The organism is Actibacterium sp. (genome assembly GCF_055134745.1).
This window is the reverse complement of the sequence record NZ_JBSRVX010000057.1, coordinates 20,097-37,918: the sequence shown is the minus strand read 5'-3', so window position 1 is coordinate 37,918 and position 17,822 is coordinate 20,097. Positions and strand designations below refer to the sequence as shown.

17 protein-coding genes are annotated in these 17,822 nt (G+C 64.8%); 2 read left to right on the top strand and 15 right to left on the bottom strand.

Annotated elements, in window-relative coordinates; genetic code table 11:
• From ACTCHC_RS12710 to ftsW, 10 genes are all read right to left on the bottom strand, one after another.
• The coding region (locus ACTCHC_RS12710; RefSeq protein WP_463022872.1) for a cell division protein FtsA at positions 1-468 on the bottom strand (468 nt) is incomplete at its 3' end.
• Positions 465-1,346: a cell division protein FtsQ/DivIB gene (locus ACTCHC_RS12705; RefSeq protein ID WP_463022871.1), complete on the bottom strand. Its 882-nt coding sequence runs from the start codon at positions 1,344-1,346 to the stop codon at positions 465-467. The genes ACTCHC_RS12710 and ACTCHC_RS12705, both read right to left, overlap by 4 nt.
• Complete coding sequence (locus tag ACTCHC_RS12700) at positions 1,334-2,224, bottom strand: D-alanine--D-alanine ligase (RefSeq protein WP_463022873.1); 891 nt, start codon at positions 2,222-2,224, stop codon at positions 1,334-1,336. The genes ACTCHC_RS12705 and ACTCHC_RS12700 overlap by 13 nt, the downstream gene beginning before the upstream one ends.
• Before the next feature lie 78 nt (positions 2,225-2,302).
• Entirely contained in the window at positions 2,303-3,232 is a 930-nt protein-coding gene (gene murB / locus ACTCHC_RS12695; RefSeq protein WP_463022870.1) for a UDP-N-acetylmuramate dehydrogenase, read from the bottom strand.
• 68 nt (positions 3,233-3,300) lie between these two features.
• Positions 3,301-3,543, bottom strand: coding sequence for a DUF2484 family protein (locus ACTCHC_RS12690; RefSeq protein WP_463022869.1), 243 nt, complete (start codon positions 3,541-3,543; stop codon positions 3,301-3,303).
• A complete protein-coding gene (locus ACTCHC_RS12685; RefSeq protein WP_463022868.1) occupies positions 3,544-3,717 on the bottom strand; it encodes a hypothetical protein in 174 nt (57 codons plus the stop codon).
• 58 nt (positions 3,718-3,775) lie between these two features.
• Positions 3,776-4,960: an APC family permease gene (locus ACTCHC_RS12680; RefSeq protein ID WP_463022867.1), complete on the bottom strand. Its 1,185-nt coding sequence runs from the start codon at positions 4,958-4,960 to the stop codon at positions 3,776-3,778.
• Positions 4,961-4,965: 5 nt separating this feature from the next.
• Complete coding sequence (murC, locus tag ACTCHC_RS12675; protein ID WP_463022866.1) at positions 4,966-6,369, bottom strand: UDP-N-acetylmuramate--L-alanine ligase; 1,404 nt, start codon at positions 6,367-6,369, stop codon at positions 4,966-4,968.
• Entirely contained in the window at positions 6,366-7,475 is a 1,110-nt protein-coding gene (locus ACTCHC_RS12670) for a UDP-N-acetylglucosamine--N-acetylmuramyl-(pentapeptide) pyrophosphoryl-undecaprenol N-acetylglucosamine transferase (protein ID WP_463022865.1), read from the bottom strand. The genes murC and ACTCHC_RS12670 overlap by 4 nt, the downstream gene beginning before the upstream one ends.
• Positions 7,475-8,641, bottom strand: a complete 1,167-nt coding sequence (ftsW, locus tag ACTCHC_RS12665; RefSeq protein WP_463022864.1) for a putative lipid II flippase FtsW — start codon at positions 8,639-8,641, stop codon at positions 7,475-7,477. The genes ACTCHC_RS12670 and ftsW overlap by 1 nt, the downstream gene beginning before the upstream one ends.
• Before the next feature lie 198 nt (positions 8,642-8,839).
• On the opposite strand from ftsW, the gene ACTCHC_RS12660 reads away from it, so the two are divergent.
• Positions 8,840-10,264, top strand: coding sequence for a sulfatase (locus ACTCHC_RS12660; protein ID WP_463022863.1), 1,425 nt, complete (start codon positions 8,840-8,842; stop codon positions 10,262-10,264).
• A gap of 11 nt (positions 10,265-10,275) precedes the next feature.
• Entirely contained in the window at positions 10,276-10,740 is a 465-nt protein-coding gene (locus tag ACTCHC_RS12655; RefSeq protein WP_463022862.1) for an SRPBCC domain-containing protein, read from the top strand.
• Positions 10,741-10,776: 36 nt separating this feature from the next.
• On the opposite strand, the gene ACTCHC_RS12650 is transcribed toward ACTCHC_RS12655, so the two are convergent.
• From ACTCHC_RS12650 to ACTCHC_RS12630, 5 genes are all read right to left on the bottom strand, one after another.
• Complete coding sequence (locus ACTCHC_RS12650; protein ID WP_463022861.1) at positions 10,777-11,949, bottom strand: type III PLP-dependent enzyme; 1,173 nt, start codon at positions 11,947-11,949, stop codon at positions 10,777-10,779.
• Positions 11,950-12,234: 285 nt separating this feature from the next.
• Positions 12,235-13,635 (bottom strand): UDP-N-acetylmuramoyl-L-alanine--D-glutamate ligase, encoded by a 1,401-nt coding sequence (murD, locus tag ACTCHC_RS12645; protein WP_463022860.1) that lies wholly within the window; start codon positions 13,633-13,635, stop codon positions 12,235-12,237.
• Positions 13,636-13,744: 109 nt separating this feature from the next.
• Entirely contained in the window at positions 13,745-14,869 is a 1,125-nt protein-coding gene (mraY, locus tag ACTCHC_RS12640; RefSeq protein WP_463022859.1) for a phospho-N-acetylmuramoyl-pentapeptide-transferase, read from the bottom strand.
• Between the two features lie 26 nt (positions 14,870-14,895).
• A complete protein-coding gene (locus tag ACTCHC_RS12635) occupies positions 14,896-16,329 on the bottom strand; it encodes a UDP-N-acetylmuramoyl-tripeptide--D-alanyl-D-alanine ligase (protein WP_463022858.1) in 1,434 nt (477 codons plus the stop codon).
• Positions 16,326-17,816 carry a UDP-N-acetylmuramoyl-L-alanyl-D-glutamate--2,6-diaminopimelate ligase gene (locus ACTCHC_RS12630; RefSeq protein WP_463022857.1) on the bottom strand — a complete coding sequence of 497 codons (1,491 nt, stop codon included), beginning with the start codon at positions 17,814-17,816 and terminating at the stop codon, positions 16,326-16,328. Before ACTCHC_RS12630 ends, ACTCHC_RS12635 begins: the two co-directional genes overlap by 4 nt.
• Positions 17,817-17,822 lie beyond the last annotated feature (6 nt).

Here is a 17,822-nt window from a genome sequence, read left to right as displayed (position 1 = left end):
CACCTCGCGGCCCTGCCCGAAATCGGGCACATCGCAGGGAGACAGCACCCGCGCCACATCGTCTTCGCTGACCACGCTTTCGGCAAGCTCGATCTGGCCATCCAGACCATAAGACCGCGGCTGCGCCCCCGAAAAACAGGCGATGACGTGATCGACCCGCAGATTGGCCATCTTCTGGGCGGCCTGCACCGAGGTGCGGATCGCGCGTTCAGTTTCGGCCATGGCGTCGATCTCGCCAAAGCGCACGCCGCGCGAGCGGGTCGTGGCGGCACCGATCACCCGGAACGAGGATTGCCCTGCCAGCGCGCCGACCCCGTCGCCGCCGCGAAACCGGTCCGGCCCGTCAAAGCGCAGCACCAGACAGGCAATCTTGGCACTGCCCACATCCAGAATGGCGATCACGCCCCGGTCCATCGCCTGTTTGCGCATCCGCCGCATGGCCCGTTGCGATTGATAGAGATCGGTCATCCGTTGCTTGCTCCTGCCTCGATTGTCTTGATGTGCCGCATGTCTTCGGCGGCCTTTGGCGTCATGCGCAGGGTGGGTCGGGCGCTGTTGCGCATATCGACCACCGTCACATCCCGCGTCAGCAATTCTTCGGCCTGGTTCAGGGCGATCACCCGTTCCAGCGCCGCCAGCGCCCCGGTTTCTGGCAGCAGGATGCGCTGATCGCGGTCCAGCACCAGATCCCAGCGCCGTTCACCCATACGCGCCAGCCCGCGAACCCGCGCCGCGATCGGGCGCGCTGCTTCCAGCAGCAACAGCGCCTCGGGCACGAAGGCGTCAGCGCCATCCCCGGCGATCAGCGGCAGATCGGCGCGTTCGGTGCGCGCGCCCAGTGCGGCCACCCGGTGGCCGGTGCTGTCAAGCAGTTGCAGTCCTTCACGCCCACGCCAGACCACGGCAGGGCTGCGTTCCTGCACGCTGATCTGCAATATGCCGCCGGGACGCACCCGCAGATCGACCCGCGCCACCGCATCCAGCCCGGCGATGATCTCGCGCATCGCTTCCAGATCCAGATCGAACGAACTGACCGGGAAATCTACCGGCACGACCTCGCGGATATCCTGATCCAGCTCGGACGAGGCACCGTCTATCGCCATCAGCTGGACAGAAAACTCGGGGCGCTCCTCGATGCTGCGGCGCATATCGACAAAGCTTGCGACCAGGGCTTCACGCCGAGGGGTATCGCCCAGAAACCAGACAAGCAGAAACATCAGGCAAAAGACGGGCAAGCCCAGCCGCAGCAACCGCCGGAACAGTGGCGTCAGCCAAAGCCGGTTCATCCGGTAAGCCAGGCGCGTCGGCGCCGGATCGCGGCGGGGGTTGGGCGTTATCTGTTGCATGACGCGTCCCTAACCATCCAGTCACAGAATTCGGGAAACGCAATGCCACAAACCGCCGCCTGTTCAGGCGACAGCGATGTCGGCGTCATGCCCGGCTGGGTGTTGGTTTCCAGCAGGATCAGCCCGGCCAGCCCGCGCGCCTCGTCCCAGCGGAAATCGGTGCGGCTGACGCCGCGACAGCCCAGCGCGCGATGCGCCCGCAGCGCGTAATCCAGACAGGCATCGAAAATCTCGGCCGGCAGATCGGCCGGCACGATATGGCGCGATCCACCGGGCTTGTATTTCGCGTCATAGTCATACCAGCCATCGGTCAGGATATCCGTGACGGTCAGCGCCCTGTCGCCCATCACCGTCGTGGTCAGTTCGCGCCCCGGCGCAAAGGCCTCGACCAGAACCATATCGGGCATGTCATCCGACAGCTGCGCCGGGCCATTGGCGCCGTCATGCACGAAATAGATGCCGACCGACGATCCTTCGTTATTGGGCTTGATGACATAGGGCGGCACCAACACATGGCGCGCGCGCACTTCGGCCAGGCTGGCCAGACGGCTTTCGACCACGGGCAGACCGGCGGCGCGATAGGCGTCCTTTGTGCGCTGCTTGTCCATCGCCAGCGCGGATGCCAACACCCCCGAATGGGTATAGGGGATGCCCAGCCATTCCAGCAGGCCCTGCACACAGCCATCTTCGCCCCAGCGGCCATGCAGGGCGTTGAATACGACATCGGGTTTGATTTCGGCCAGCCGCGCGGGCAGGTCGACCGCGGCATCCACGGACACCACGTCATACCCTGCCTGCCCCAGTGCAGCGGCGCATTCGCGCCCAGAGGACAAGGACACCTCGCGCTCGGCCGAGGGTCCGCCCATGATTACCGCCACTTTGGGGGCTGCCCTGCTCGACACACCCGCCACTTACCGCCTCTTTCAGGGTCTTTTGGAAACCCGTTTTCGGACTTGTTATTCAGGGACCGGTTCGCCGATCCGCATGATTTCCCATTCTAACTTTATTCCGCTGTTTTGGAAGACCTTATTTCGGACATCTTCGCCCAGCCCCTCCAGGTCTGCCGCCGTCGCATCGCCGGTATTGATCAGGAAATTGGGGTGCTTGGGTGACATCTGCGCCCCGCCCCGCCGCGCGCCACGCAGGCCGGCCTCGTCGATCACCTTCCAGGCTTTCAGATCATGGCTGTCATCGGCCTGCCCGGTCGAACTGAACCCCGCCGGATTGCGAAACGTCGAACCGGCGCTGCGGTCGCGTGTGGGCTGGGACGCATCGCGCCGGGCAATCTGGTCCTGCATGCGCGCCTCAAGCGCCTCTGGCGCGGCCCGTGGCCCGCGTAATGTTGCGCCGGTTATCACCCAGCCCTGCGGCAGAACCGTTTCACGATAGCCGAATTGCAAATCCGCCGCCGTTAGCGCGATGCTTTCACCAGCGCGCGTAACCACCGAAGCAGAAACGAAATAATCGGATACATATCCACCATAGCAGCCCGCATTCATCCGCACCGCGCCGCCGATTGCGCCAGGGATCGTGCGCAGAAAGGTCAGATCGACTCCGGCCTGCGCCGCCCGCCGCGCCACATGCGCATCCAGCGCGGCCGCACCCGCGGTAACGGTATCCCCCGTCACATCAATGGCGTTGAACCCCCGCCCAAGCCGGATCACCACACCGCGCAGCCCACCGTCACGCACGATCAGATTGCTGCCAACCCCCATCGGGAACACCGGCACCGCCGGATCAAGCGCCGCCAGAAACGCCGCCAGATCGTCAGCGTCGGCAGGCTGAAACAGCCAATCCGCCGGGCCGCCCACCCGCAGCCAGGTCAGATCGGCCAGCGGCCGGTTCGAGGTAATCGTGCCACGCACGGGGGGAAGGGTCAGGGTCATGACGGATTGCTAGTGCCTGCTAAGCCGTGGTGCAAGGAGAGTATGGGCTGGACACTGGCCCGCCGCCCCTATCCGCGCCGCATCACCCGACGCCACAGATATATCACCGGCCAGCGCAGCACCGATATGCCCACGCCCAGCGCCGCCAGCCCCCAGACCGGCCCCATTTGCCAGGTGACATACCCCAGCAAGGGTACCCCAAGCGCGATCAGAACCCAGGCCGCGGGCCAATGTTTGCGGCGGCTGGGAAGCAGCGACAGCAGGCTTGCCAGCACAACCCAGACACATACCAGAATCAATGACGGCGCCATCTATATCCGCCCTCGCAAGCGGCGTGCCAGATGGATCAGGGGGCGTCGGAACATCGACAGAAAGCCCAGCAAGGCCACCAGCGCGACCCAGATATTATAGGTCAGCGCCAGCAACACGATCAGAACCGGCGCGGCAATCAGCAAGGCCAGGCCGGGCACGATCTGATACCGCATCGGCAAAAGGCCGTGATCGTCGCCGCAACCACCCAAAGACAGGCCCAGACCAGAATGCTCATGCCGCCCCCAGATTCAGGGCCAGCGCGCCCAGCGCCGCAATCAGGCCAACCGCTGGCACCGCCACAGGAACGCGGAAGGGCGCATCCGGCGTGCGGCGTTTTTCCATGATCAGCGCGGCATTCACCGTCGCGAAGACCGCCAGCAGGATTGTCGATGTGGTTTCCGCCAGCGCTGCCACGGGCAAGCTGACCGCACCGAGCACCACCACGCCGCTGACCAGAACCGTTGCCAGAACCGGCGTGCCGAACCGGGCGTGGGCCTTGTGGAATATACCCAGAACCGCATGCCGCCGCCCCAGGCCGAACAGCACGCGGGCCGCCATTACGATCTGCGCCAGCACCCCGTTCAACGCCGCGACCACCGCGATCAGCGCCAGAAAGCGGGCATCGCCCCCCCGCACCACCTGCCAGACCAGCGCCAGCGGGCGTTCGCTGGCAGCCAGTTGCGCCAGCGGCACGGCCCGCACCGCCGCCCATGCCACCAGAATGTAGATCACCGTCGTGATCGCCATCGACAAAAGAATTGCCCGCGGCAAGGTGCGGGCAGGGTTCTCGACCTCTTCGGCCATGTTGACGATGTCTTCGAACCCGATAAAGGCGAAAAAGGCCAGAACGGCCCCCGCCGTTATCCCTGTCCAGACCGGCGCGGCAGGGGCGACGAATTCGGCGCCCGCCGCGCCCGTGGCCCCGGCCCAGATGACCAGCCCCAGGCCAATGATCTCGATCACAGTGAACAGCGCGGCCAACGCCAGGCTTTCCAGAACGCCCGCCACCGCAACTGCCGCCAGCATCGCGCCCAGTCCGACAATCGCCCATAGCGCCGGCAGATCGACAACCGATGTCAGATATCCGACCCCGCCCCGCAATACTGCGGCGGCGGAAACGGTGCCCGCCGCGACGATGGCAAGCCCGACCAGCAACCCCAGTGCGGGCCGTTTCAACCCCTGCGCGACAAAGGCCGCCTCACCCGCCGCTTCGGGGATCCGTGTCGAAAACTCCGCATAGCTCAGCGCCGTGGGGGCCGCGATCAGCCCTGCGGTCAGAAAGGAAACCGGTGCCCAGACCCCGGCTGTGCCCGCAACGGCCCCCACAAGCACATAGATTCCCGCGCCGACCATCACCCCGACGCCGTAGGCGGTCAGAAGACCCAATCCGATACGGCGTTTGAGCATGTCTGCCAACGGCCCTATCCTCCCAAACGCGCAGGCAGGTTGTTGGCCCAGGTCGAAATCGTGCCCGCCCCAAGGCAGACGACCATATCGCCGGGCCGGGCCTGTTCGCGCACCAGCCGCTCCAGATCGTCCTCGGTCAGCAGGGCGCGTGCATGGCGGTGGCCGTGGCGGATCAGGCCGGCGACCAGATCGTCGCGGCTGGCGCCTTCGATCGGGGCCTCGCCCGCTGCGAACACCTCGGCGATGGCCACGACATCGGCATCATTAAAACAGGTGCAGAAATCTTCGAACAACGTGTGCAGGCGCGAATAGCGATGCGGCTGATGCACCGCGATCACCCGGCCCGTGGTCACCTGCCGGGCAGCCTTCAGAACGGCGGCGATCTCGACCGGGTGATGGCCGTAATCGTCAATGACGGTCACGCCGCCCAGAACCTCGCCGACCTTGGTGAACCGCCGGTTGACCCCGCCAAACGCGGCCAGAGCGGCACGAATTTCTTCCACCTTCATGCCCAGATGCCGGGCCACGGCAACGGCCGCCAGCGCGTTCGATACGTTATGATCGCCGGGCATCGGCAGGGTGCAACCGGTGATCACCCTGTCTTCGGCCTGCAACGCAATGTCGAAATGCGCCGCCCCGCCGGCATAGGTCAGGTTGACCGCCCGGACATCGGCCTGCGCGTTGAAGCCAAAGGTCACCACGCGCCGGTCGGTCACACGCCCCACCAGGGCCTGAACCTCGGGGTGATCGGTGCAGCACACGGCCAGCCCGTAAAACGGGATATTTGACACGAAATCGTAAAACCCCTGGCGCAGGTTTTCTATCGTGCCCCAATGTTCCATATGTTCGGGATCGATATTGGTGACGATGGCGATGGTCGCGGGCAACCGGTTGAAGGTGCCGTCGCTTTCGTCGGCCTCGACCACCATCCATTCGCCCTGCCCCATCCGGGCATTGGACCCATAGGCGTGGATGATCCCGCCATTGACCACCGTGGGATCCAGCCCGCCCGCATCCAGCAGGGTCGCGACCATCGTTGTGGTCGTGGTCTTGCCATGGGTGCCGGCAATGGCGACGTTTGATTTCAGGCGCATCAGTTCGGCCAGCATTTCCGCCCGGCGCACCACGGGCAGATGGCGTGCCCGCGCCTCGTCCAGTTCGGGATTGCCCGGCTTGATCGCCGATGAAATCACCACGACGGCGGCGCTTTTCAGGTTGTCGGCGTGCTGGCCTTCAAAGATCGTCGCCCCAAGCGAGCGCAGCCGATCGGTGATCTTGCTGGCCTTCAGGTCCGACCCCTGCACGGTATAGCCAAGGTTCAACAGCACTTCGGCAATGCCCGACATGCCGATGCCACCGATGCCCACGAAATGGATCGGCCCGACATCGGTGGGAAGTTTGGTTGCGGCTGCATTCATGTGCTGGGCCCCCTGCCTGCAAGTGTTTCGACCAGTTCGGCCAGCCGCTCGGCCGCGTCGGGCCGGCTGGCGCCAAGCGCGGCATTGGCCATCTGCAACGCCCCCTGCGGCTGTGTCAGAACCGATGCTATCTGCTGTGAAAGCGTGGCAGGCTCAAGCGCCGATTCCGGGATCAGGATCGCGGCCTGGGCCTGAACAAGCCCCCGCGCATTCGCCGTCTGGTGGTCGGCGGCAGCCGCCGCGAAAGGGATCAGGATGCTGGGCCGTCCGATAACGGATATATCCGCCACCGACGACGCGCCCGAGCGGCTGATGACCAGTTGCGCATCGACAAGCCGCTTGGGAATGTCATCAAAGAACGGCCGCACCTCGGCATTGATCGCGACGACGTCATAGGCATGTCGCACCCGATCAAGATCTTCGGCGCGGGCCTGATGCGCGATACGCAGATGTCTGCGAATGTTCTCAGGCAATGCCGCCAGCGCAGGCGGGACCATATCCGACAGGATGCGCGCACCCTGGCTGCCCCCGATAACAAGAACCGACATCGGGTAATCGCCCGGCGGAATATAGGGCGCCCCGGCACGGTCGCGCACGGCGGCACGCACCGGATTACCGGTATGGAAATGCTCTGTGCCTTCTGGCACCGCCGTGGGCCAGGTGCCACAGGCCACCACATGCACCCGCTTGGCAAAAATCTGGTTCACGCGGCCCAGCACGCCATTCTGTTCGTGGATCATGCGCGGCAGCCGCAACACCACCGCCGCCGCCACCGCCGGAATCGCCGGATAGCCACCAAAGCCAACCACCACTGCCGGACGGTCCCGCAGCATGCGGATCATGGCTGCGGCCACACCGCCGAATATTCGAAACGGAACAGCCGCGCGCGCAAAAGCGCCACCACGGGCAAAGGTGGCCGACGGCAATTGTTCGATTTCAACAAGCGCAGGAAAGCCGCCCGCATATCGCGCCCCGCGCGCATCGGTCGACAGGCGCACACGCCATCCCCGCGCCAGCATCGTTTCGGCCAGCGCCTGAGCCGGGAACATGTGTCCCCCCGTGCCCCCCGCCGCGATCACCAGCAGCGGTGCGCGACCACCGGCCATCACCGGCCCTTTCGCATCAAGATGTCGCCAATCTGGCCCTGGGGCCGCGACCGGGTAAAGGCCAGCAGCATCCCCACCGTGATCCCCCCGGCGATCAGCGAAGACCCGCCATAACTGACAAAGGGCAGGGTCATGCCCTTGGCCGGCAGCAGGCGCACCGCAACCCCCATGTTGATCAGGGCCTGCACACCGAACACGCAGGTCACCCCGGCGCCAGCCAGACGAATGAACGGATCACGCTCTTTCATCAACCGCATCAGGCTGCGCACGACGATCGTGGCGTACAGCGCGATGATGATCAGCACCAGCGCCAGCCCGTATTCCTCGGCGGCGACGGCGATGATGAAATCGGTATGGGCATCGGGCAGCGATTGCTTGACCTGGCCCTCGCCCACCCCGACGCCAAAGAACCCGCCTTCGCGGATCGCGTTGGTGGCATAGCCGATCTGGGTGCGCGGGTCGATATCGGATGACAGGAAGCCGTCGATCCGGCGGGCGAAATGTTCCGAATTGTTATAGGCGACCATACCGCCCAGGGTCGTCAATCCGGCCATGCCGACCAACAGCAGGATCGGCGCACCGGCCACGAAATAGATAATACCCCAGGAAAACAGGATCAGTGCCGCCTGCCCGAAATCTGGCTGCATCGCCAGAAAACCCACGATCACCATCGCAATGACAAAGGATATCTGCTTGCCCGGCGGACCGTTCAGATCCTGGCTGGCGGCCATCAGCCAGGCCGACAGCACAATGAAACCAGGCTTGAGAAATTCAGACGGCTGAAGGCTGGCAAAACCCAGCGAATACCACCGCACCGCGCCCTTGCCGAAATCGGTGCCCAGCACCGGCAGCAGGATAAGCGCGACGAAGGATACCACAAACCCCATCACCCCAAGACGCCGCACCAGATCGGGCGACATCATCGACGTGACAAACATCGCGATCAGCGCAAGCCCCCCGAAAAAGGCCTGCCGCTCGACATAGTAAAAGGGGGGAAGCCCGTTCTTGGCGGCCAGCGGCGGCGACGCGGCCAGCCCCAGCAACAGCCCGATCCCGAACAACAACAGGATACAGGACAAGGTCCATTTGTCGATTGTCCGCCACCAACGGGGCAGAATCGGCTCGCCTGCCCGCATGGGCGCGGCGCCATACACCATCTCGGTCATCGGGTTACCGCCCTGCTGCCTCTGTTCGCCCGGTTTTCCGGGTCTGTCATCCACTATAGACAGAAATCCGGCTTCGCACCAGTGCCAAGGAGCAAGACACCCCGCCGCCAGCCCCCCGACAGGCAAAATTTTTCCGGCCATTGCCAGGCCACGCGCCGCTGCCTAAAGTTGCGCGCAGGCAGGCGGGGTGAAAACGATTTGACCAAACCGAACATCCTTTTTCTGTCGATCGAGGATCTGAACGACTGGATCGAACCGCTGGGCGGGCATCCCGACACAATCACGCCGAACCTGACACGCCTGGCTGCGCGCACGGTGGTGTTCCAGTCGGCCTATGCCGCGGCCCCGGCCTGTTCCCCGTCGCGCGCGGCGACCATGTATGGCCAGAACCCGTGGGAAACCGGCCTTTATGTGAATGCACATAAACCCGATCAGGCCTTTGCGCGCGGCGCGCGCCTTTCGGTCATCGGTCAATTGCGGAATGCCGGTTATACCTGTCACGGGGCGGGCAAGGTGTTTCATGTTCAGCGATCCCGCTTCGATTTCGATGAATGGGACGAATTTCAGGTGCTGGAACAGGACAGTTTCGCCCCGATCAGCCAGACCTGCCTCACCGGCGACCTGGGTCCGGCATCCGATTTCGGCCCCGCCCCCGGCACTGACCCGCAGGCCGACGAGATCAACACCGACTGGATCATCGCCCGGATGCAGGCCGGCGCCAGCGGTGCGCTTTGGGCGCTGGGGCTGTATCGCCCGCACCTGCCTTTCATCGTGCCGCAAGAATATTTCGACGCGCTGCCAGATGTGGTCGCTGATCCGCCGGGCCTGGGCATGAACGGATTCTCGGCCGAAAACCGGTCCACGCTGGCGGGAATCCCGCAAGGTGGCAAACGGTTTTCACGCCGCAATGGCCGTTTGGGCAAAGTGCTGGAGGAAACCGGAGAATACAAAGCCTTCCTGCGCGCCTATCTGGCGTCGATTTCCTATGCCGACGCGCTGCTGGGCCGAGTGCTGGACCGCATGGATTACTTGAACCTGTGGGATAACACCATCACCGTTTTATGGTCCGATCACGGCTGGCAACTGGGCGAAAAGCTGGCCTTTCGCAAGTTTTCGCTGTGGGAACGCGCCCTGCGGGTGCCGCTGATGATCGGCGGGCCGGGCATCGTGCCGGGCAACAGCCCCGAACCCGTAAGCCTGACCGATCTGGCCCCCACCCTGTGCGGCCTGGCCGGCATACCGATCCCCGACAGGTTCAGCGGCCAGAACCTGACCCCGATCCTGCGCGGCCAGACCGACACTCTGCGCGGCCATGCGATTTCGGTCTGGGAACATGACATGACCCGCCCCTGGCCCATTCTGGCCCGCACGGTGCGCAGCCGCGACTGGCGCTATATTCTCTATCCCAATGGCGGCGAGGAACTATACGATCACCGCACAGACCCATACGAACATGCGAACCTTCTGTCAGATCGGTTTGGCCCGATAGGGGCGGATACCCGGCAGCGGGCAGATACGCTGGCCGCGCTGTTGCCGGTCGATCTGTGCCCACCCCTGCCGCTACCGGACAGACCGAATGCCGAACGGCGCGCCGGAAAACGGGCGTGGAAGAACCGCAACTGAAAGAGAACGCCATGCCCGATACCCATCTTGCCGCCATCGGCGAAACCGGCATCACGATCACCCGCGCCTTTGCCGCCCCGCCCGATCGCGTTTTCGCGGCCCTTACCCAGTCGGACCAGATCCTTCAGTGGATGGGCACGCCAGACTATCCCACCATTGAATGCGATCTGTATCTGGCCCCCGGCGGCCATGGCCGACAGGTTTGGGGCAAGCCCGGCAAGACCATCGGCGTGACATATCGCTTTCTGGAAATCGAACCGCCCCGCAGGCTGGTCCACAGCGAATTATGGGATGACGACTGGACCCAGGGCGAATGCCTGGTCACGACCAGCCTGTCCCCCACCGCTAGCGGCACCGATCTGCAGATGCTGCTGGAGTATTCCACGCGCGCTGTGCGCGACGCCGTCCTTGCCTCGCCCATGGTCGAAAGCATCCGGATCAATTTTGAAAATCTGGACCGGCTGCTGGCCGGCTGAACAAAATGGCCCCGGATCGCTCCGGGGCCTGTCCATTCAGATCGCGACCACATCCAGCGGCGGGAATCCGTTGAAACCGACCGAGGAATAGGTCGATGTATAGGCGCCGCAATTGCGGATGATGAACCGGTCGCCGGCTTTCAGACCCAGCGGCAATTGCACCGGGCGCTTTTCATACAGCACATCGGCGCTGTCGCAGGATGGGCCGGCCAGAATGCAGGCGCCGGTCTCTTCGTGGTCGCGGTCGGTGATGAACTGATAGCGGATCGCCTCGTCCATCGTTTCGGCCAGACCCGAGAATTTGCCGATATCCAGGTAGACCCAGCGATGGGTGTCGCTGTCGGATTTCTTCGACACCAGCAGCACCTCGGCGGCGATCATGCCCGCCTCGGCGACCAGTCCGCGGCCGGGTTCGGCCATCACATGCGGCACATGGCCGAAACGCTCGGTCACCAGTTCCATCACCCGGGCGGCGTATTTGGTCGGGTGATCAATCGCGTCGCCGTAAAAGGCCGGGAAACCGCCGCCGATGTTCAGCAGGGTCAGGTCATGGCCTGCGGCACGCGCCTCGTGCCAGATCGCGGCGATCTGGTCCAGCGTGTCGGTCCACATCTCGGCCCGGCGGGTTTGCGACCCGACATGGAACGAGAAACCAACCGGTTTCAGGCCCAGTTCGGTGGCCAGCGCCAGCAGGTCCAGCGCCTTGTCACGGGCACAGCCGAATTTGCGGGTCAGCGGCCAGTCGGCCTGCGACGCCTCGACGATCAGGCGGATATAAACCTGCGCGCCGGGCGCATGATCGGCCAGCTTGTGCAGCTCTTCCTCGGCATCGGCGGCAAACAGGGTGATCCCGGCATTCCAGGCGAACTGGATGTCGCTGACCCGCTTGATGGTGTTGCCAAAGGAAATCTGGTCGGGATGCGCGCCCAGGCTCAGGCACAGCTCGATCTCGCCACGCGAGGCGGCGTCGAAGTTCGACCCCAGCCCGATCAGCGTCTCGATGATCTCGCGCGCCGGGTTGGCCTTGACGGCATAGTGGATTTTCGCATGCCCCAGACCCGCGTCCAGCGCGCGATATTGTTTCACGACGGCATCGGTGTCCAGCACCAGCGTCGGACGGTCGAAATGGGTCGACCGAATGAACGCTTCGATGCGCGATACGGGGGCGATAGCATTACGTCCGACAAAGTCGGTGACAGTAGCGTTCATGGTCATCTCCAATAGACTCGGCCCAGCAGGACCGCTCAGTTCCAAGGGAGACGTTACCGTCGCTACATAAACGCGGGTGGTGATGACCACCGGCCAGAGGCGCGTGCGTTGGCGTCTTGCGATGGGCAGATAAGGCCAGTGCCGATTCATTGCAAGTGACATTTTCAGCAAGATCGAAATTTATTCGCCAAAGACTTGGGCGTTGTAAAAACACCACGCAAGGGCTTGATTGCACAACCGCTTTTCAACACCCCTGCGACGGGCCGTCGCGGCAAGCCGCCGTGTTCAGCCCAGCGCCTTGTGCACCTGTGCGATGAAATCATCACCGCGTCGCTCGAAATTGTCATATTGGTCGAAACTGGCGCAGGCCGGGGCCAGCAGAACCGTATCGCCCGGTTCGGCCTCGGCGGCGGCACGGGCCACCGCTTGGGCCATCGTCTCGCAAACCTCATGCGCGGTCGCGCCCAGCTTCAGCGCGAAACCTGCCGCCTCGCGCCCGATCACATAGGCCTTGGCGACATGGTCCAGATGATCCAGCACCGGCCCCAGCCCCCCCTCTTTTTCCAGCCCGCCACAGATCCAGCGGATGCGCGGGAACGCGGCCAGCGCATGGGCGGCGGCATCGGCATTGGTGGCCTTGCTGTCGTTGACATATCTGACGCCGCCCGCCTCGGCCACCAACTGGCTGCGATGCGGCAGGCCAGCAAACCCGTGAAATGCCTGCTCGATCGCCTTGGGCGCAATCCCCAGCGCCCGCACGGCGGCATAGGCGGCACAGGCATTTTGATGGTTATGCACCCCCGGCAGCCCGGCCATCCCCCGCAGATCGACCGACCCGACCTGCCGCCCCTTGCGGTATTCGGCCAGAAATCCCTTGCGCGCGAACACCGCCCAGCCCGGCCCGTCCAGCTTTTGCGTCACCGAGACCCGGATCAACCGGTCATCGGCGGCGCCTTCGGCCATCTGATTGGCCAGAAACTGCCCCTCGGCCTCATCCACCCCGATGATGGCGCGGTCCGGTCCACCTTCCGCGAACAGCCGCCGCTTGGCCGCGAAATAGCCCCCCAGCCCGCCATGCCGGTCCAGATGATCCGCCGACAGGTTGGTGAAAACCGCGATATCGGGGGTCAGCGCGCGCGCCAGTTCGGTCTGATAGGACGACAGTTCCAGCACGACCACGCCGCCCTCGCCCGGCGGATCGATATCCAGCACGCCGCGCCCGATATTGCCGGCCAGCTGGCTGTCGCGCCCGGCCTCGCTCAGCACATGATGGATCAGCGCGGCGGTGGTCGATTTGCCGTTCGACCCGGTCACGGCAATCACCCTGGGCGGGCTTTCGAAACCGTCCCATTCCCCCGATGCCAGGGATCGGAAGAACAGACCGATATCATTGTCCACCGGCACACCCGCCGCCCAGGCCGCCACGATCGCAGGATGCGGCGCAGGATAAAGATGGGGAATACCGGGGCTCACGATCAGCGCCGCCAAACCATCCAGCGCCCCGCCCCGCGTCAGATCCCTGACGACAAGGCCTTCCTCTTCGGCAATGGCCCGCGCTCCGGCCCCGTCATCCCAGCAAAGCACCTCGGCCCCGCCCGCGCGCAAGGCCCGCGCCGCCGAAAGCCCCGACCGGCCCAGCCCCAGCACGCCCACCCGCGCAGCTTCATATCCCTGAACCGGAATCATCGCCTTCCCCCGTGCATTCACTTTCGTACAAGTATCCCGGGGGAGGCCCGTGCCGCAAGGCGCGGGACGGGGGCGGCGCCCCCATTCCCGGGCCGGTGATCCCCCGACGCTAACGCAGCTTCAGCGTCGCCAGCCCGATCAGCGCCAGGATCAGCGAGATGATCCAGAACCGGATCACGATCTGCGGCTCGGCCCAGCCCTTCTTTTCGAAATGATGGTGGATCGGCGCCATCAGGAAAACCCGCTTGCCGGTGCGCTTGTAATAACCCACCTGGATGATCACCGACAGCGCCTCGACCACGAACAACCCACCAACGATGGCCAGCACGATCTCGTGCTTGGTGCTGACCGCGATCGCCCCCAGCGCCCCACCCAGCGCCAGCGACCCGGTATCGCCCATGAACACCGCGGCAGGCGGCGCATTATACCACAAAAAGCCCAGCCCCCCGCCGATCAGCCCGGCGGAAAACACCAGCAATTCACCGGTGCCCGGCACATAATGCACATCAAGATAGGTCGAAAAGTCGACCCGACCCACCGCATAGGCTATCACGCCCAGGGTGCCGGCCGCGATCATCACCGGCATGATCGCCAGGCCGTCCAGCCCGTCGGTCAGGTTCACCGCATTGGCCGCGCCCACGATCACCAGCACCGCGAAGGGCACGAAGACCCAGCCCAGATTGATCAGCACGTCCTTGAATACCGGCAAGGCCAGCCGCCCGGCCAGCAGATCATACTCGGCCACACGCGCCACCTGATCGGCATCCGCCACGCCTTGCAGATACATCGCCCAGCCGCCCGCCGCCGCCGCGATCACCAGCCCCAGCACCAGCCGGATGCGCCCCGGCACGCCCTTGTGATTGCCCTTTGACACCTTGGCGAAATCATCGGCAAAGCCGATCAGCCCATAGGCCAGCGTCACGAACAGCACCAGCCAGACATAGCCGATATCCAGCCGCGCCCATAGCAGTGTGGACACGATCAGCGCCCCAAGGATCAATACGCCCCCCATCGTGGGCGTGCCTTGCTTGGTCAGCAGATGGCCTGCGGGGCCATCCTCGCGGATCGGCTGACCACGGCCCTGACGCTTGCGCAGCAGGTTGATCAGCGGCCGGCCGAACAGAAATCCGAAGATCAGCGCCGTGAAAAAGGCCCCACCCGCACGGAAGGTGATATAGCGGAACAGGTTGAAGATATCGCCGCCATCCGACAGCCCGGTCAGCCAGTATAACATCCGCCTTGCCCTTCTTGTTATGGTTGTTATTCAGTCGGCACCGCTTGTCCCAATTTGCGCAAGGCGTCAACCACCAGCGAAACCCGGCTGCCCTTAGATCCCTTGACCAGCACGACATCGCCCGCATCCACCAGTGCATGCGCGCGCGCCGCCATGCCGGGGGCCGTTTCATGCCATTCGCCGCGCTGTCTGCGTGGCAGCGCCTGATGCAGCGCCTGCATGCGGGGGCCAACGCAATGGACCAGGCTGACCGATTGCAGCGCTGGATGTCCGGCAACGGCGCGGTGCAGGTCGATCTCGTCTGCGCCCAGTTCCAGCATATCGCCCAGCACGGCGATCCGGCGGCCCTTGGCCACGCGGCCGATCCCGTCTTCGGGCCGGGCGGCGGCCAGAACCTCCAGCGCGGCGCCAAGCGAAGCCGGATTGGCGTTGAACGCATCGTCGATCAGCGTGAAGGCCATGCGCTCGTCGATGATATCCAGCGAAAGACGTTCGCGCCGCCCGCGCCCGGCCGGAGGCGTCCATGTGCCCAGATCGCAGGCTGAAACCGCGCGATCCAGCCCCAGCGCATCGGCCACGGCCAGAACACCCAGCGCGTTCATCGCGAAATGGCGCCCCGGCGCCTGGATCTTGAACAGCACCTCCCCGCCGGGCAAGGCGGCCTTCACGATCGTGGTGTCGTCATGCAGCGAAACGGACACCGCGCGATAATCGCTGCCCTGTGCCTGTCCGAAGGTGACGATCTTTGCACCCAGCCCGGCGGCATGTCCGGTCAGGACCGGCGTTACATCAAGGTCGTTGTTCAACACCGCCACCCCGTCCGGCACCAGCCCGTCAAGGATACTGGCCTTTTCGCGGGCGATCCCCTCAAGATTGTCGAAGGCTTCCAGATGCGCGGCAGCCACAGTGGTGATCATCGCGACATGCGGGCGGGTCATCGCGGTCAGGGGCGCAATCTCGCCGGGATGGTTCATGCCGATCTCGATCACCGCGAAATCGGTCTCCTGCGGCAGGCGCGCCAGGGTCAGCGGCACGCCCCAGTGATTGTTGAAACTGGCCTCGGCGGCATGCACCTTGCCCTGCCCGCCCAATACGGCGCGCAGCATTTCCTTGGTCGAGGTCTTGCCGACCGATCCGGTCACGGCCACAACACGGGCACGGGTCCGGGCGCGGGCCGCGATGCCCAAAGAGCCAAGCGCGGCCAGAACGTCAGGCACGATCAGCAGCGGTGCGTCATCGGGCAGGCCATCGGGAATGCGCGACACCAGCGCCGCCGATGCCCCCTGCTGCAGGGCCTGCGCCACGAAATCATGTCCGTCGCGCACATCCTTCAGCGCCACGAACAGATCGCCGCGTTGCAGGCTGCGCGTGTCGATCGACACGCCCGATGCCGCCCAGCCCCGCGTTACGCGCCCGTCGGTCGCCGCGACGGCCTCATCCGATGTCCACAACATGGTCATGCCACCCGCCCATCCAGCGCGGCCACCGCCACGCTGGCCTGTTCCACATCGTCAAAGGGAAACACGTCATCGCCCACGATCTGGCCCGTCTCATGCCCCTTGCCGGCAATCAGCAACGCATCGCCCGGCCCCAGTGCATCAACGCCGCGCAGGATCGCCTCGGCGCGGTCGGGCACCTCGGTTGCGTCCGGGCAGGCTTGCAGTATTGCGGCACGTATCCCGGCCGGATCCTCGGATCGCGGGTTGTCGTCTGTCACGAATACAACATCGGCCCCGGTTGCGGCGGCGGAGCCCATCAGCGGGCGCTTGCCCCTGTCGCGATCGCCGCCCGCACCGAATACCACCACCAGTCGCCCCATGACATGCGGACGCAGCGCCGCCAGCGCGGTTTTCAACGCATCGGGCGTATGGGCATAATCGATAAAGACCGCCGCGCCATTGTCGCGGGTCGCCGCCAGTTGCATCCGGCCGCGCACCGTTGTCAGATCGGGCAAGGTGTCGAACACCTGCAACGGGTCTTCGCCGGTGGCAATCGCCAGCCCTGCCGCCAGCAGAACGTTTTCCGCCTGAAACCCGCCGATCAGGCTCAGCCGCACCTGATGCGCCCGCCCGGCCCATTCAAAGCGCAGATCCTGCCCCGTGGCATCATAGCGTTGCGCCAGCAAGCGCAGATCGGCCCCATGGGCGCGGCCCACGGTCAGCACGGTCTGGCCCCGATCCAGCGCGATCTGGGTCATGCTTGGGCCGCGCGGATCCTGCATGTTGATCACCGCCGTGCCATCCTGCGGCAACACGCGCGAGAAAAGCCCGGCCTTGGCCAGGAAATAGGAATCGAACCCGATGTGATAATCCAGATGATCCTGACTGAAATTGGTGAACCCGGCAGCCGCCAGGTTGACGCCGTCAACCCGGCGCTGCGCCAGCCCGTGGCTAGAGGCTTCCATCGCGGCATGGGTCACGCCCTGCGCGGCCATTGCGGCCAGCAAGCGATGCAATGTGATGGGTTCGGGCGTGGTATGGTTCAGCGGCGCGTGAAAGGCGCCTTCGACCCCCGTCGTGCCCAGATTGACGGCGCTGTGACCCAACAGCGCCCATATCTGGCGCGTGAAGGTCGCCACCGATGTCTTGCCGTTTGTGCCGGTGACCGCGACCATCGTTCTGGGTTGCGTTCCGAACCACAGCGCGGCCGCGCAGGCCAGCGCTTGGCGCGGATCCTGCGCCACGATCAGGGCGGCATCGCTTGCGTCCAGTTCAGACTTTGCAATCTGCGCGCCCGCCGCATCGGTCAACACCGCCCCCGCGCCCATGCGCAAGGCATAGGGAATGAATTCGGCGCCATGCACCTTGGTGCCCGGCAGGGCCGCGAACAGATGGCCGGGCCTGGTCTGGCGGCTGTCCACCGACAGGCCGGTCACACGCGGATCACGCCCGCCGCGCGCTGTCAGGCCAAGTTCCCTCAAAGATTTCGTCGTGCCCGCGCCCACCATCATCGC

Coding starts and splice junctions, on each gene's coding strand:
- murD (WP_463022860.1), bottom strand. CDS start 13,635: ATGATTCCGGTTCAGGGATATGAAGCTGCGCGGGTGGGCGTGCTGGGG.
- ACTCHC_RS12655 (WP_463022862.1), top strand. CDS start 10,276: ATGCCCGATACCCATCTTGCCGCCATCGGCGAAACCGGCATCACGATC.
- mraY (WP_463022859.1), bottom strand. CDS start 14,869: ATGTTATACTGGCTGACCGGGCTGTCGGATGGCGGCGATATCTTCAAC.
- ACTCHC_RS12630 (WP_463022857.1), bottom strand. CDS start 17,816: ATGGTGGGCGCGGGCACGACGAAATCTTTGAGGGAACTTGGCCTGACA.
- ACTCHC_RS12650 (WP_463022861.1), bottom strand. CDS start 11,949: ATGAACGCTACTGTCACCGACTTTGTCGGACGTAATGCTATCGCCCCC.
- ACTCHC_RS12705 (WP_463022871.1), bottom strand. CDS start 1,346: ATGCAACAGATAACGCCCAACCCCCGCCGCGATCCGGCGCCGACGCGC.
- ACTCHC_RS12685 (WP_463022868.1), bottom strand. CDS start 3,717: ATGCGGTATCAGATCGTGCCCGGCCTGGCCTTGCTGATTGCCGCGCCG.
- ACTCHC_RS12670 (WP_463022865.1), bottom strand. CDS start 7,475: ATGGCCGGTGGTCGCGCACCGCTGCTGGTGATCGCGGCGGGGGGCACG.
- ACTCHC_RS12635 (WP_463022858.1), bottom strand. CDS start 16,329: ATGACCATGTTGTGGACATCGGATGAGGCCGTCGCGGCGACCGACGGG.
- murC (WP_463022866.1), bottom strand. CDS start 6,369: ATGAATGCAGCCGCAACCAAACTTCCCACCGATGTCGGGCCGATCCAT.
- ftsW (WP_463022864.1), bottom strand. CDS start 8,641: ATGACCGAGATGGTGTATGGCGCCGCGCCCATGCGGGCAGGCGAGCCG.
- murB (WP_463022870.1), bottom strand. CDS start 3,232: ATGACCCTGACCCTTCCCCCCGTGCGTGGCACGATTACCTCGAACCGG.
- ACTCHC_RS12690 (WP_463022869.1), bottom strand. CDS start 3,543: ATGGCGCCGTCATTGATTCTGGTATGTGTCTGGGTTGTGCTGGCAAGC.